This is a genomic window from Streptomyces sp. NPDC048623 (assembly GCF_040650755.1).
In the GTDB taxonomy this organism is placed as follows: domain Bacteria; phylum Actinomycetota; class Actinomycetes; order Streptomycetales; family Streptomycetaceae; genus Streptomyces.
Genome location: NZ_JBEZHV010000006.1, coordinates 21,272 through 33,800 on the forward strand (window position 1 = coordinate 21,272; position 12,529 = coordinate 33,800).

Here is a 12,529-nt window from a genome sequence, read left to right on the forward strand (position 1 = left end):
GCACGCTCCGTAACGTGCGGGTGACTCTGGCGGATCCGGCATAGCACCCCTTCGGCGACGAAACGATCTATGCGCCGACCCACACCCTCTCGACCGCATATGCCCATGTATCCCTTGCCGTCGGCATGTGGCAGAAAGTCGACCTTGCCGAACGGCCCCCGCCCGGGCCGGGCAGGCCGACACCGCACCAAACACACTCAGAAACAAACGTCAACCGTTCAGGTTTCGGACAAACTTGGTGCCGATATTGAACCTTCCCGGAAAGATCAAGAACGATGAAGCCGTCGGCCTGTTCGGGACGGGACCACTGCCGATGTTCCACCTGCTCGAACCAATCGACGGGCAGGCGATTCGTAGTGAGGGACTCGTATGGACGGCTACTTCAGCAGCCGACTGCATCATCAGCTCCGGCAGGAGGTGCGGGACTTCGCGGAGCGTGAGGTCCGGCCGCGCATACCGGAGATGGAGGCGTCCCGCACGGTCCACCACGAGCTGTCGCGGCTGATCGCCGCCCAGGGCTGGATCGGCGCGACCATCGGCCGCGAGTACGGCGGCATGAACGCCGGCCACCTGGCCAAGACGATCATCATCGAGGAGCTGGCCCGGGTCAGCGGCGCGATGGGCGCCATGGTGCAGGCCTCGCAGCTGGGCACCGCCAAGATCGTGCACTACGGCAGCGACGAGCAGCGCAAGACCTGGCTGCCCGCCATCGCCGCCGGCGAGTGCCTGCCCACGATCGCGGTCACCGAGTACGAGTCCGGCGGCCATGTCCTCGCCATGGAGGCGAGCGCGGTCCGCGACGGCGACGACTACATCCTCAACGGCCGCAAGGTCTACGTCGGCAACAGCCATGTCGGCGACCTGCACGGTGTCGTGGTGCGGACCGGCCCCGGCTCGAAGGGCCTGACCGCCTTCCTCGTCGAGGCCGACCGCCCGGGCTTCCGGACCGGTGAGCAGAAGCCCGCCATGGGTCTGCACGGCTTCAGCTTCGGCGAGCTCATCTTCGAGAACTGCCGGGTCCCCGCCGCCAACCGGCTCGGCGACGAGGGCGACGGCCTCGCCGTCGCGTACTCCTCCAGCGTGCTCTACGGCCGGTCCAACCTCACGGCCGTGTCGCTCGGTGTCCACCAGGCGATCCTGGAGGAGACCACCCGCTTCGCCACCGAGCGCATCCGCTACGGCAAGCCCCTCTCCGAACTCCCCACGATCAAGCTGAAGCTGGGCCAGATGCAGTCGCGTCTGATGACCGCCCGGCTCGCCGCGTACCACGCCGTGCATCTGCTCGACCAGGGCCTGTCCTGCGACGCCGAGCTGATGAACGCCAAGCTCGTCAACGTGGAGGCGGCGATCGACTCGGGCCGCGCCGCCATGGAGATCCACTCCGCGGCCGGTCTGTACACGGACCGCCCCCTGGAGCGGTACCTGCGCGACGCGTTCCACATCTTCGCGCCCGCGGGCACCTCGGACATCCAGCTCGTCCGGCTCGCCGAGATCGCCCTCGGCCAGGACAAGGGCAGCTGGTCGGAGCGGCTCTCCGACGTGGTCCGCATGGAGCCCATGGAGCCCGCGCACGTCTGACGTTCAGTCAAGAAGCAAGAGATGCCCCGGTGTCCGGCGAGTAGGCCGGACACCGGGGCACCCTGCGACACGGGCCGGATCGACCGAGCGTCAGATCAGACCGTCCTCGCGCCGGTGGATCTGCTCCACCAGCTCGGCGGCCATCGCCTTGATCGTCTCCAGGCCGGCCCGGCCCCAGGGACGTACGTCCGTGTCCACGACACAGATCGTGCCCAGCGCTATCCCGCTGCGGTCGATCAGCGGCGCGCCCATGTAGGAGCGGATGCCGATCTCGTCCACGACCGGGTTGCCCGCGAACCGCGGGTAGTCGCAGACGTCTTCGAGGACCAGCGCCTTGCGGCGCACCACCACGTGGGGGCAGTAGCCGTGGTCGCGGGCCATGAAACGGCCCACGCCGCCGCTGCCGGCGGCGGTGGCGCCGAGGTCGGTGCCCGAGTGGGTGCCGGCCGGGGTGTGCAGGCCCGCGAAGAACTGCCGGTTCTCGTCGATGAAGTTGACCATCGAGTACGGGGCGCCGGTCACCTCCGCGAGCCGGTGGGCGAATTCGTCGAAGGCCGGGTCGGGCTGCTCGCCGAGTCCCAGCTCACGCAGGCGGCGCACCCGGGCGGGCGCGTCCCGGTCGATCGGGGTGAGCAGCAGATGACCGGTCGGGTCGTAGGTCATGTCGTGGCTCCGTAGGTCGGCGCGCTGGCCGGGATGTTGGTGAGCAGATGCTGGACGAGGGTCAGCAGGGTCTGGATGGCGGAGCTGGAGATCCGGGCGTCGCACAGCACGACCGGCACGTCCGGCTTGAGGTCGAGCGCCGCCCGCACCTCGTCGGGGTCGTAGCGGTAGGCGCCGTCGAACTCGTTGACCGCCACCACGAACCCGATGCCGCGCCGCTCGAAGAAGTCCACGGCGGAGAAGCACTCCTGGAGGCGACGGGTGTCGGCGAGCACCACCGCGCCCAGGGCGCCCTCGGAGAGCTCGTCCCACATGAACCAGAAGCGCTCCTGGCCGGGGGTGCCGAACAGATAGAGGACGTTGCGCCCGTCGAGGGTGATGCGCCCGAAGTCCATGGCGACCGTGGTGGTCGTCTTGGACTCCACGCCCTCCAGGCTGTCGGTGGCGGCGCTGACCGAGGTGAGCAGCTCCTCCGTGCTGAGCGGTTCGATCTCGCTGACCGCGCCGACGAAGGTGGTCTTGCCCACCCCGAACCCGCCCGCCACCAGGATCTTCAGGGCGGTCGGGAACGGGTCGCTCGCGAAGCCTTCGTGACCTCGGTCGTGGCGCTCGGGGCCGTTGTGGCGCTCAGAGCCGTTGTCGTAGGCCATCGAGCACTGCCTCCAGCAAGGAACGGTCGGTTGGGTTGGCGTGGAAGCGGGGGGCGCGGGCGGTGAGCGCCCCGCAGTCCACGAGATCGGAGAGGAGGACCTTCGTGACGACGGCCGGCAGCCTTAAGTGCGCCGCTATCTCCGCCACCGAGGTGGGCCCCTCGCACAGCCCGAGGGCCAGGCTGTGCTCGGGACCCAGGTGGGCCTGCGGCAGGGAGCCGGTCGCCATCACCATCGAGAGCAGGTCGAGCGCGGCCGTCGGCCGGGTCCGCCCACCGCTGACGGTGTACGGGCGGATCAGCCGGCCGGCCGCGTCGTCGAGCCAGGGCCCTTCCTGGTGGGAGCCCATCGTCACTGGGCCGCACTGCCCGCCGCGCCGGCGGCCTGCCTGGCCGGGGTGACCAGATACGGCCGTACGCTCTTGACGAGCATGGCCATCTCGTAGCCGAGGACGGCGGCGTCGGCCTCGCGGCCGGCCAGCACCGCGAGACAGGTGCCGGAGCCGGCGGTGGAGACGAAGAGCAGGGTGGAGTCCAGTTCGACCACGACCTGGCGGACCTCGCCGCCGTCGCCGAACCGGGCGCCGGCGCTGCGGCCCAGGGAGTACAGGCCGGAGGCCAGCGCCGCCATGTGGTCGGCCGCGTCGGGGTCGAGTCCGTGCACGGACTTCACGAGGCCGTCGGAGGAGAGCAGTACGGCGTTGCGGGTGTAGGGGACCCGCTGGACCAGGCCGCTCAGCAGCCAGTCGAGATCCGAGGAATGGCCGTGCGGCACATTGCTCGCCATGTACATCTACTCCTTGTGCGCGTCGCCGTGGGGACGCAGCGATTCACGGGGGGCGGGCTGGGATTCGGCGAGTCCGATGCCACGCTGGAAGGCGGCCATCAGACCCGGGTCGTGCAGAGCGGGCTCCCCCTCGTCCTGGCGGACCAGGGGCTCCTCGCGCAGCTGCGGTACGAGGTGCTCCTGGGCGCGCCGCTTGGGGAGGTCCGGCCTGCCCGGTGCTCCGTTGCGTGCGGCCGGGGGGACCACGGCCGCCGGAGCGGGGGTTGCGGGGGTTGCGGGGTGAGTGGGGTGGGTGGGGTGAGCGGTGGGATGGGGGTGAGCGGTGTGTGCGGTGTGGGCCGTGCCGTGCCCGGCGGGCGCGGCGGGGGTGTGCTGGTGCGGTACGCCGGGCCGGGCCGGGTGGTGCGACTGCGCGTGCGCGGTGACGGGGACGGGCGCGGGCGCGGCCGGGGACTGCGGCACCGGGGCCTGGACCGGGGCCGGGGTGACAGGGGTGGTCCGGTCCAGGATCAGCGGGGCCGTCGGGTGGTCGCCCGGGAGCCCGGAACCGGCGTGGACCGGAGCGGGGGCCGGGGCCGCTGCCGGTGCCTGGGGCTGAGGCTGAGGCTGGTGCTGCGGCTGGTGGTGCGGTACGGGCGCGGGGGCCGGCTGGGCGGGCTGCTGCCCCGGCCGGCCCGCGGGGATCTGCGCGGCGGCCGCCTGTGCCGCCGCGGCCTGGGCCTGGGCGACCTGCGCCCGGTCGGCCTCGCCGCGGGCCAGGCCCTCGGGGTCGGCGCCGAGCAGGCCCTGGGGCAGGACGAGCACGGCCTGGACGCCACCGTAGATGTTCGACTGGAGCCGTACGGCGATGCCGTGGCGCCGGGCGAGCGCGGAGACCACGAAGAGTCCGATGCGCCCGTCCTGGAGCAGATGCGCGACGTTGACCTGGTCGGGGTCGGAGAGCAGCGCGTTCATCTTGTTCTGCTCGGCGACGGGCATGCCGAGTCCGCGGTCCTCGACCTCGATGGCGAGGCCGGCCGTGACGTACTGGGCGCGCATCAGCACGGTGGTGTGCGGGGCGGAGAACAGGGTGGCGTTCTCGACCAGTTCGGCGAGCAGGTGGATGACGTCGGCGACGGCGTGGCCGCGCAGGGTGCCGTCGATCGGCGGGACCAGCTTGACCCGCGGGTACTGCTCGACCTCGGCGATGGAGGAGCGCAGCACCTCGGTCATGGTGACCGGATTCGACCACTGGCGGCGGGAGATGGCGCCGCCGAGCACGGCGAGGTTCTCGGCGTGGCGGCGGATGCGGGTGGCGAGGTGGTCGACGTGGAACAGGCCCTTGAGCAGCTCCGGGTCCTCGACCTCGTTCTCCAGCTCGTCGAGCAGCTGGATCTCGCGGTGGACGAGGGACTGGAGGCGCCGGGCCAGGTTGACGAAGACCTCGACCTTCTGCTCGTTGCCCACGCTGCTGGAGAGCTGCGAGGCCTGCACCACGGCGTCCAGGGCGGCCTCGTGAGAGCGCGTCAGCTCCTCGGCGAGGCGGTCGAACTCGTCACCGGCAGGGGTGCCGGCGGGCAGCGCGGGCCGCGGCGCGGGGGTCTCGCCCCTGCGCAACTGCTCGACGATCGCCCGCAGTTCGTCCTGTCCGCGGACGCTGTTGCGGCGGAGCGCGCCGGCCCGGTCGAGGATGCCCTTGGCGGCGCGGTCGGCGCCGATGGCGGCGGCGGTCACGGAGGCGACGGTGATCGCCGCGGCTCCGGTGAGCGCGGCCCACAGGCCGGGGCCGGCCTCGGCCCCGGTGGTACGGATCGTGAACAGCTCGGCCGCGGCGCCGCCGAGGGCGACGGCGACCGCCGGAAGCACGGAGGTACGCAGGAGTTGGGAGCGGATCCGGGCCTCGGCCGGAAGCGGCGCGGGGGACGGCGCCGGGGACTGGGTGGGGCCGGCGCCGGTCGGGCCGGCGGGCGTGCGGGCGCCTGACCGGCCGTGCCGCCCGCCCTCGCGGCGGTCGGACCGCGCGGCGGGTGCGCGAAGTTGAGACATGAGTGTCCTTGGTACGTGCCCAGGAATCGGCGTACGACGGGGGTGCACTTCGGGGGAGGTGTTACGTGAGTGAGATGAGCCTACCGATGATCACCAAGCAGCCACGATAGTCGTCAACCGTTCACGTCCGGTGCGCAGTTGGCAAACTTACCCGTAGACCGCCCCGGTCTGGTATCGCCGATGCGCCATCGGCCGGGAATGATTGGCCGAAACTCGTCGCTCACGGATGCGCGCACACCGGCCGGAGGCCGGGCCAGGGCCCGTTCGGCGTCACCCGGGACCCGCATCGGCCCTGACCGGAATCCGGTGCATGCCACGCTCCGGTTCCTATGTCACGGGCCGGTCCGCACCGCATTCCGGTGCGGACCGGCCCGGTCCGTATTCGCTATCGCATCCTTCGCGTTCTAGGCGATCTTCGCTATCTTCGCGTCCCGTACGAACACGGCGGACGGACACCGGGAGCGTGCGACGCACAGCGCACGACGGCGCCTGCTCACGCCCCCGGTCAGCGCTGATACGTGCCGACCAGGGTGCCGACGGCCAGTTCCCTGCCCTTGACCGCGCGGTGCACGGTGTCGACGGTCGGCCGGTCGTGCAGGGCGAGCGGCGCGGAGAGCGCGTACAGCCGGAAGAAGTAGCGGTGCGGCCCGTGGCCCGGCGGAGGCATCGGGCCGCCCCATCCCTGACGTCCGAACCCGTTGGGCCACGGCAGCCCGCCCCGGGGCTTCTGCCCCTCCTCGGCCGCGGTGATCCCCGGATCGATGCCGGTGACCAGCCAGTGGAGGAAGCTGCCTCCCGGTGCGTCCGGGTCCTCGCAGAGCAGCACCAGCTCCGCGGTCCCCTCGGGCACCCCCGACCAGGTCAGGGGCGGGGAGACGTTCTCCCCCTCCCCGCTGTACCGCCGCGGGATGGCGGTGTGGTCGCCGAACGCGGCACTGCTGAGTTCCATTCCGGTCATGGGCGGCGCCCTACCCGCGTGCGGTGCCGCGGACACCGGCCCACCGCGCCGACCACCCGATCAGCGGCGCCCCACCCGCCGGACGCGCGCCGGGCGGGTCTTCGCGGCTCTCGGCGGCCGGCCCTCAGCCGCGGGCTTCTGGGCGGGCCTCCGGACGGACCTCGGGGCGGGCCCAGGGCTTCCTGTGACGGGTCTCGTCCTCCTGGGCGAGGCGGCGCAGGACGGCCAGGACCGGTTCGAGGAGGAGCACGACCATCGCGGCGTGCTCGGCGAGCCGGAGGCGGTCGTCGAGGTCGTCGACGCCGTCGAGCAGGTCGAGGTCCAGCCGCGCCGCGGCGGCGGCCAGTTCGGCGTAGGGCAGCAGGTCCTCGGTGCCGAAGGCCATGCCCAGACGGCTGAGGTCCATCAGGCCGGCGGCGAGCGCCCGGCGGTGCGGGGACGTCTCGGAGATCTCCCAGCCCATGGCCCGCAGCAGTTCGTCGACCTGGGGCGTCTGCTCGTCGACCGCGTCGGTCTCCGCGGCGTCGACCGGCACGGGCAGGGCGTAGTGGACGACTCCGAGTGTGCTCAGGGGATCGAGGGGCTGGTCCATCGCCGCGAGGACCTCGCGGGTGGCGGCGATGGACAGACCGCCGCGGGCGGTCAGGGCGCGGATCAGCCGCAGCCGCCGGACGTGCTCGTCGCCGTACAGGGTCAGCGTGGCTCCCAGGGAGCGGCCGGGCGGCAGCAGCCCTTCCCGCAGGTAGTACTTGATGGTCCCGATCGGCGTACCGGTCAGGCGGCTCAGGTCGGAGATCTTCATGCGCTCACTCGCTCGAACGGTTCTGTTCTGTGTACGACCACGTTCCCAGTGTGACCTGTCTCCCACTCCCCCAGGTGGACGCCCCTCTTCGATAGTGCCACTATCGAGCTGGAAAGTCGTGGTTTCCAGTGTGCGCCCGACCCGTCACGGCGCCCGGAACCAGTCCCTTTCCCCGTCCACACCCATCCAGCGCCACCACGGCGCGGCCTCGTCACGGGAGCACCATGCCGGCCCCACACCCCACCGGAACCACTCCGCCCCGCGCGCTCAGGGTGAGCGCGCGCGGACTGCTGCGCAGGCGAAGCCTGTGGCTGCCGTCGGCGGTGGTCCTCGGGCTGCTGTCGTTCGTCCTGTCGCTGCTCTACCTGGGCGCCAACAACGATCCGGTCGGCTCGATGAAGGACCTGCCGATCGCCCTGGTCGACGAGGACCGGGGCGCCCAGGTCTCGGGCCGGGAGGTCGACCTGGGCGCGCAGATCACCGCGCGGATCGCCGCATCCCCCGATCTGAAGGGCAAGGTCGCCTGGAAGCAGGTCGACCGCCGCAGCGCCGACGACCTCATGGGCCAGGGCAAGGTGTTCGGCGCACTCGTCGTCCCGAAGGACTTCTCCGCCTCCGTCGCGGCCCTCGCCGGCCCGCTCCAGCACGAGCCGCACCCGCCGACCATGACGGTGCTCACCAACCCCGCCGCGGGCAGCTTCGGCTCGTCCATGGCCGCCGAGATCAACCGCGAGGTGGTCAGGACGACCTCCGCCCAGGTGGGCGACCAGCTCACCCGGCAGCTGGAACGGCAGGCCGGGAGCCGGGCCGCGTCCGGCGCCGCCGAGCGGCCCGCCGCGCCTGGCGCGGCCGCGCAGCTGATGATCGCCGACCCGGTCAGGGCCGTCGTCACGGAGGGCCACCCGCTCGGCGCCCACAGCGGCCTCGGACTCAGCGCGTTCTTCTACACCCTCGTCCTGGTCCTCGGCGGCATGCTCGGCGCCAACGTGATCCACGCCCAGGTGGACACCGCCCTCGGCTATCTGCCCAGCGACACGGGCCCGTTCCGCACCGTCAAGCCCGTGCAGCACATCAGCCGCGTACGCCACTTCCTGGTCGGCTCGGTCCTCATGTGCGTCCTGTCCATGCTCACCTCCGCCCTCGCCATGGCGGCGGCCATGGGAGTCGTCGGTATCGACGCGGCCCATCTGGCCCACCTGTGGATCTTCGGGACGTGCGCCACGGCCGCGATGGGCATCACCGCGCTCGCCCTGCTCGCCGCCTTCGGCAGCCCGGGGCCGATCGTCTCCATGCTCGTGCTGATCGGCCTGGCCATCCCGTCGGCCGGCGCCACCATCCCGCTCCAGGCCCTGCCCGGCTTCTACCGCTGGCTGGCCGACTTCGAACCGTTCCGCCAGGTCGTCGACGGCGTCCGCGCCCTCCTCTACTTCGACGCGCAGGCCGACGCCGGGCTCGCCCGCGCCTGGGCCATGGTCGGCTTCGGCTTCACCGTCTCGCTCCTCCTCGGCCTCGTCGTCACCCGCCTCTACGACCGCAGGGGACTGCACCGGTCCGCGACCCCGGCCCCCGCGCCCGCGCCCGCTCCCACCCCGACGCCCGTCCCCGTCGGCTGACCCGCTGCCCGCCCCGCCCCGCCCCGCCCCGCCCCGCCCCGGACGGATGCTCGACGAACTCCCCCTTTCCGGTGGAGGCCACCGCGCCACCGTCACCTGTCCCTCACTGCACAGTTACGAAGGGGCACGTATCGAACCAGGCCCGGACGGACGGGCCGTGGAAGACAGGTGACGGGCATGCGCACCGAGGCCACCCAGCGGGTCGAACTGGTCTTTTCCCTCTTCGACACCAACGGCAACGGGGTCATCGACTCCGACGACTTCGACCTCATGACAGGCCGCGTTCTGGAGGCGGCGGCCGCATCGGACGACGGCGCCAAGGAAGCCGTCCGGGCCGCGTTCCGCCGCTACTGGACGACGCTGGCCACCGAGCTGGACGCCGACGGCGACGGTGTGATCACCGCCGACGAGTTCCGCCCGTTCGTGCTCGACCCCGCGCGCTTCGGCCCCACGGTGGCCGAGTTCGCCAGGGCTCTCTCGACGCTCGGCGACCCCGACGGGGACGGCCTGGTCGAGCGTCCGCTGTTCGTGGCGCTGATGACGGCGATCGGCTTCGAGGACGCCAACGTCCACGCGCTCTTCGACGCCTTCGGCCGGGACGCCCAGGACCGCATCACCGTGGCCGCCTGGGCCGCCGGCATCAAGGACTACTACGCGCCGGACAAGGCCGGAATCCCGGGCGACCGGCTGGTGGCCGCACCGGCCGTCTGATCCAGCCCGCTCGCCAAGGTCCCGGGGCGGCACAGGCCGTCCCGGGACGCCGTCGCACACCGCAGGAGGGGAACAGGGTGAAGCCGGTCATCGGACTCGCCGTCGGCCGGGGCACGGGGGCGGAGCTCGCCGCCGTCTTCGAGCAGGTCCTGAACAGGATCACGCACCTTGACGGGACCGGGACCCGGACCGGGAGCCGTACCGGGACCCGGACCGGGATCGAGGTCGTACGGTCCCCGCGCACGTACCACTCGTACGTCTCGCTCAAGGCCGAGGAGGGGGACGCCGGGAAGATCGCCCGGCTGACCGACGAGGACGCGGTCCACTACGAGCGGTTCTGCCGCGAGCAGGCGCGGCTCGGCACCGCCGCCGTGTTCCGTACCGCGATCAACGCCCAGTCGCTCTACCTCGTGCGGCAGCGCCTGCAGGCGGTCAAGGTCGAGAGGCTCGCCGCCGGGGACGCCTCGGTGCTCCTGGTCCGGGACCAGGCCCAGGGCTTCTACACCGGGGAGAACCGCCACGCGCCCGGATCGGTCACCCGCACCATGGAGTTCAGCCGGGAGACCACCGAGAAGATCCTCCGGTTCGCGGTCGAGCGCGCCAGGGACGAGTGGCCCGGGGAAGGGCCGGACCAGGTGCTGATGGCGTACAAGTTCCATCTCCTGGACGGCGTCCTCGACGACTGGGTCGCCGCCTTCCGGGCCCGGCACGGTGTCGACGTCCGGCTGTTCCAGCCCGACACCGTGAACCGCAACATGATCGCGCACGGTCTCGCGGACCGCACCGTCATCGTCGCGGGCAACGAGTGGGCCGACATCATGCACGTGGTGCTGCTCGACCGGTTCGGCTCCGAGCGGCAGGAGAACCGCTGCACCGAGAACGTCTACCTGCACCCGGAGCTGAACGGACTGGTCGAGTACCAGACGGTGCACGGATCGGCCGACGACCTGGAAGGGACCGACACCGTCAACCCCACCGCGACCGTGCGGGCCGCGGCGCTGGTCGCGGAGCGGCACGGCGGGTGCGAGGGTGCGGTGGCCGCCGTGGAGACGGCGCTGGCCGCCGTGTACGACCGGGGCATCCGGACACCGGACCTCGGTGGCCGCCACTCCACAGGTGCGACGGTCACCGCCCTCCTCGACGCGCTCGCATCGCGGCTCCGCCCATGAGCGCCGCGAGCAGCACGGCACTGGTCGTGGTCGACCTGCAGAAGGACTTCTGCACCGGGCCGGTCGCCGCCGCCCGCTTCCCCGGAGACCCCGCCCGCCTGGAGCGGGTGGCGGCCGGCACCGAGCGGGCCGTGGCGGCTGCCCGCGCGCACGGCATCGAGGTCGTGTTCGTCCGCTTCCTCGGCGACGTGCGCCTCCAACGGGCGAGCTGGCGGCACCGCGACGCCGTCCAGGGCAAGCGCCCGAAGTGCCTCGACGGCAGCCGGGGTGCGGAGTTCCACCGGGTGGAGCCGGCCCCGGGCGAGGCGGTGTTCACCAAGCACGCCTGCTTCGACGCCTTCCTCGCCGACGGCTTCGAGCAGCACCTCGTCGGCGGCGGGGTCGGGCATCTCGTCCTCACGGGGCTGTTCACCGATGTCTGCGTGGACTCCACGGCCCGCACCGCCTTCCAGAAGGGCTTCCACGTCACCGTGCTGCGGGACTGCACCGCGGCGCTCCTCCTGCCCGACGAGTCGGTCCTGCGGTTCATGAGCCGGTTCTACGGGGCCCGCGTCACCACCCACGACCGGACCGGCGAGTGGACGCGCGGCCCCGGGGAGGAGGACGAGTGGGCGCGGGAGTCGAGTCCGGCGTCGGTCTGACCGCGCTGATGGTCGCTGCGGCCCGGGCGATCGAGACCCATCGCCCCGATGCCCTGGCCACGGATCCGTACGCCGAGCACTTCGTGCGCGCGGCCCACGCCTCCGCGCACTGGCCGGTCCACCCCCGGCAGGTCCCAGGCGGCGAGGCCGACCCGCTCTGGGGGCGGCTCGGCCGCTACTTCGGTCTGCGCACCCGGGTCCTGGACGACCATCTCCTCGCCTCCGCCCGGGCCGGCGCCCGCCAGGTCGTCCTGCTCGGGGCCGGCCTGGACACCCGGGCGTTCCGGCTGGGCTGGCCACGCGGGTGCACGGTCTTCGAGCTCGACCGGTCCGCTGTCCTGGCCTTCAAGCAGGACGTCCTCGACCGGCGGGGCGCCGCACCGGCGACCCGCCGGGTCCCCGTGGCGGTCGACCTGCGGGAGGACTGGGCCGCGGCCCTGCTCGCGGCGGGCCTCCGCCCCGAGGCACCCACGGCCTGGCTGGCCGAGGGCCTGCTGCTCTACCTGCCGTCCGCCGCCGAGCGGTCCCTGGTCGACACGGTCGACCGGCTCAGCGCCGGCGGCAGCACGCTGGCCTACGAGGCCAAAATCGGACTGGAGTCGGACGCCGTCCGTTCCCACCCGGTCTACACGGCCGCGCGCGTCCGCATCGGCGTCGACCTCCTCGCCCTGTTCGACGGCGACCCCCGGCCGGACACCCGCGCCGACCTGGTCGGGCGCGGCTGGTCCGCCGCGGACCACACCCCGTACGACTTCAGCCGCCGCCACGGCCGCGGCCCGCTCCCCGAACCGGACGACGCCCTCGCCGCCAACCGCTGGGTCCTCGCCCGCAAACCCCGCCGGTGACGCTCACCGCCCCCGGAGCGCTTGTCGCCCTCCGGGGGCGGCTGTGACGCGATCCGCCGCGCAGTCCGGACAATGTCGCGGCCATGTC

The 12,529-nt window shown here is 72.5% G+C and carries 13 protein-coding genes; 6 read left to right on the forward strand and 7 right to left on the reverse strand.

Features of this window, described 5'->3' with window-relative positions:
• The first annotated feature begins 369 nt into the window (after positions 1-369).
• Positions 370-1,578, forward strand: a complete 1,209-nt coding sequence (locus tag AB0C73_RS10805) for an acyl-CoA dehydrogenase family protein (RefSeq protein WP_362527314.1) — start codon at positions 370-372, stop codon at positions 1,576-1,578.
• Between the two features lie 90 nt (positions 1,579-1,668).
• Here the strand turns inward: AB0C73_RS10805 and AB0C73_RS10810 are convergent, their stop codons facing one another.
• The 7 genes from AB0C73_RS10810 to AB0C73_RS10840 form a co-directional block, all read right to left on the reverse strand.
• Positions 1,669-2,241 (reverse strand): GAF domain-containing protein, encoded by a 573-nt coding sequence (locus AB0C73_RS10810; protein ID WP_362527317.1) that lies wholly within the window; start codon positions 2,239-2,241, stop codon positions 1,669-1,671.
• A complete protein-coding gene (locus tag AB0C73_RS10815) occupies positions 2,238-2,891 on the reverse strand; it encodes an ATP/GTP-binding protein (protein ID WP_362527320.1) in 654 nt (217 codons plus the stop codon). The genes AB0C73_RS10810 and AB0C73_RS10815 overlap by 4 nt, the downstream gene beginning before the upstream one ends.
• Entirely contained in the window at positions 2,869-3,240 is a 372-nt protein-coding gene (locus AB0C73_RS10820) for a DUF742 domain-containing protein (protein ID WP_362528002.1), read from the reverse strand. Before AB0C73_RS10820 ends, AB0C73_RS10815 begins: the two co-directional genes overlap by 23 nt.
• A 2-nt stretch (positions 3,241-3,242) precedes the next feature.
• Positions 3,243-3,677 carry a roadblock/LC7 domain-containing protein gene (locus tag AB0C73_RS10825; RefSeq protein WP_362527322.1) on the reverse strand — a complete coding sequence of 145 codons (435 nt, stop codon included), beginning with the start codon at positions 3,675-3,677 and terminating at the stop codon, positions 3,243-3,245.
• Positions 3,678-3,683: 6 nt separating this feature from the next.
• Positions 3,684-5,702, reverse strand: a complete 2,019-nt coding sequence (locus tag AB0C73_RS10830; RefSeq protein WP_362527324.1) for an ATP-binding protein — start codon at positions 5,700-5,702, stop codon at positions 3,684-3,686.
• Positions 5,703-6,207: 505 nt separating this feature from the next.
• Positions 6,208-6,660: a YbhB/YbcL family Raf kinase inhibitor-like protein gene (locus tag AB0C73_RS10835; protein ID WP_362527327.1), complete on the reverse strand. Its 453-nt coding sequence runs from the start codon at positions 6,658-6,660 to the stop codon at positions 6,208-6,210.
• A gap of 124 nt (positions 6,661-6,784) precedes the next feature.
• Entirely contained in the window at positions 6,785-7,462 is a 678-nt protein-coding gene (locus AB0C73_RS10840) for a MerR family transcriptional regulator (RefSeq protein ID WP_362527329.1), read from the reverse strand.
• Positions 7,463-7,686: 224 nt separating this feature from the next.
• On the opposite strand from AB0C73_RS10840, the gene AB0C73_RS10845 reads away from it, so the two are divergent.
• The 5 genes from AB0C73_RS10845 to AB0C73_RS10865 all read left to right on the forward strand — a co-directional run bounded on the left by AB0C73_RS10845 (position 7,687) and on the right by AB0C73_RS10865 (position 12,441).
• Entirely contained in the window at positions 7,687-9,075 is a 1,389-nt protein-coding gene (locus tag AB0C73_RS10845) for a DUF3533 domain-containing protein (RefSeq protein ID WP_362527331.1), read from the forward strand.
• 177 nt (positions 9,076-9,252) lie between these two features.
• Positions 9,253-9,786, forward strand: coding sequence for an EF-hand domain-containing protein (locus tag AB0C73_RS10850; protein WP_362527334.1), 534 nt, complete (start codon positions 9,253-9,255; stop codon positions 9,784-9,786).
• Positions 9,787-9,863: 77 nt separating this feature from the next.
• Positions 9,864-10,955: an isocitrate/isopropylmalate family dehydrogenase gene (locus AB0C73_RS10855; protein WP_362527336.1), complete on the forward strand. Its 1,092-nt coding sequence runs from the start codon at positions 9,864-9,866 to the stop codon at positions 10,953-10,955.
• Positions 10,952-11,596 (forward strand): cysteine hydrolase, encoded by a 645-nt coding sequence (locus AB0C73_RS10860; protein WP_362527339.1) that lies wholly within the window; start codon positions 10,952-10,954, stop codon positions 11,594-11,596. Before AB0C73_RS10855 ends, AB0C73_RS10860 begins: the two co-directional genes overlap by 4 nt.
• A gap of 8 nt (positions 11,597-11,604) precedes the next feature.
• Entirely contained in the window at positions 11,605-12,441 is an 837-nt protein-coding gene (locus AB0C73_RS10865; protein ID WP_362528005.1) for an SAM-dependent methyltransferase, read from the forward strand.
• Positions 12,442-12,529: the final 88 nt, after the last annotated feature.

Excerpts from the sequence above, each read along its gene's own strand:
- AB0C73_RS10805 (WP_362527314.1), top strand. The coding sequence starts at position 370 with ATGGACGGCTACTTCAGCAGCCGACTGCATCATCAGCTCCGGCAGGAG.
- AB0C73_RS10810 (WP_362527317.1), bottom strand. The coding sequence starts at position 2,241 with ATGACCTACGACCCGACCGGTCATCTGCTGCTCACCCCGATCGACCGG.
- AB0C73_RS10815 (WP_362527320.1), bottom strand. The coding sequence starts at position 2,891 with ATGGCCTACGACAACGGCTCTGAGCGCCACAACGGCCCCGAGCGCCAC.
- AB0C73_RS10820 (WP_362528002.1), bottom strand. The coding sequence starts at position 3,240 with ATGGGCTCCCACCAGGAAGGGCCCTGGCTCGACGACGCGGCCGGCCGG.
- AB0C73_RS10825 (WP_362527322.1), bottom strand. The coding sequence starts at position 3,677 with ATGGCGAGCAATGTGCCGCACGGCCATTCCTCGGATCTCGACTGGCTG.
- AB0C73_RS10830 (WP_362527324.1), bottom strand. The coding sequence starts at position 5,702 with ATGTCTCAACTTCGCGCACCCGCCGCGCGGTCCGACCGCCGCGAGGGC.
- AB0C73_RS10835 (WP_362527327.1), bottom strand. The coding sequence starts at position 6,660 with ATGACCGGAATGGAACTCAGCAGTGCCGCGTTCGGCGACCACACCGCC.
- AB0C73_RS10840 (WP_362527329.1), bottom strand. The coding sequence starts at position 7,462 with ATGAAGATCTCCGACCTGAGCCGCCTGACCGGTACGCCGATCGGGACC.
- AB0C73_RS10845 (WP_362527331.1), top strand. The coding sequence starts at position 7,687 with ATGCCGGCCCCACACCCCACCGGAACCACTCCGCCCCGCGCGCTCAGG.
- AB0C73_RS10850 (WP_362527334.1), top strand. The coding sequence starts at position 9,253 with ATGCGCACCGAGGCCACCCAGCGGGTCGAACTGGTCTTTTCCCTCTTC.
- AB0C73_RS10860 (WP_362527339.1), top strand. The coding sequence starts at position 10,952 with ATGAGCGCCGCGAGCAGCACGGCACTGGTCGTGGTCGACCTGCAGAAG.
- AB0C73_RS10865 (WP_362528005.1), top strand. The coding sequence starts at position 11,605 with ATGGTCGCTGCGGCCCGGGCGATCGAGACCCATCGCCCCGATGCCCTG.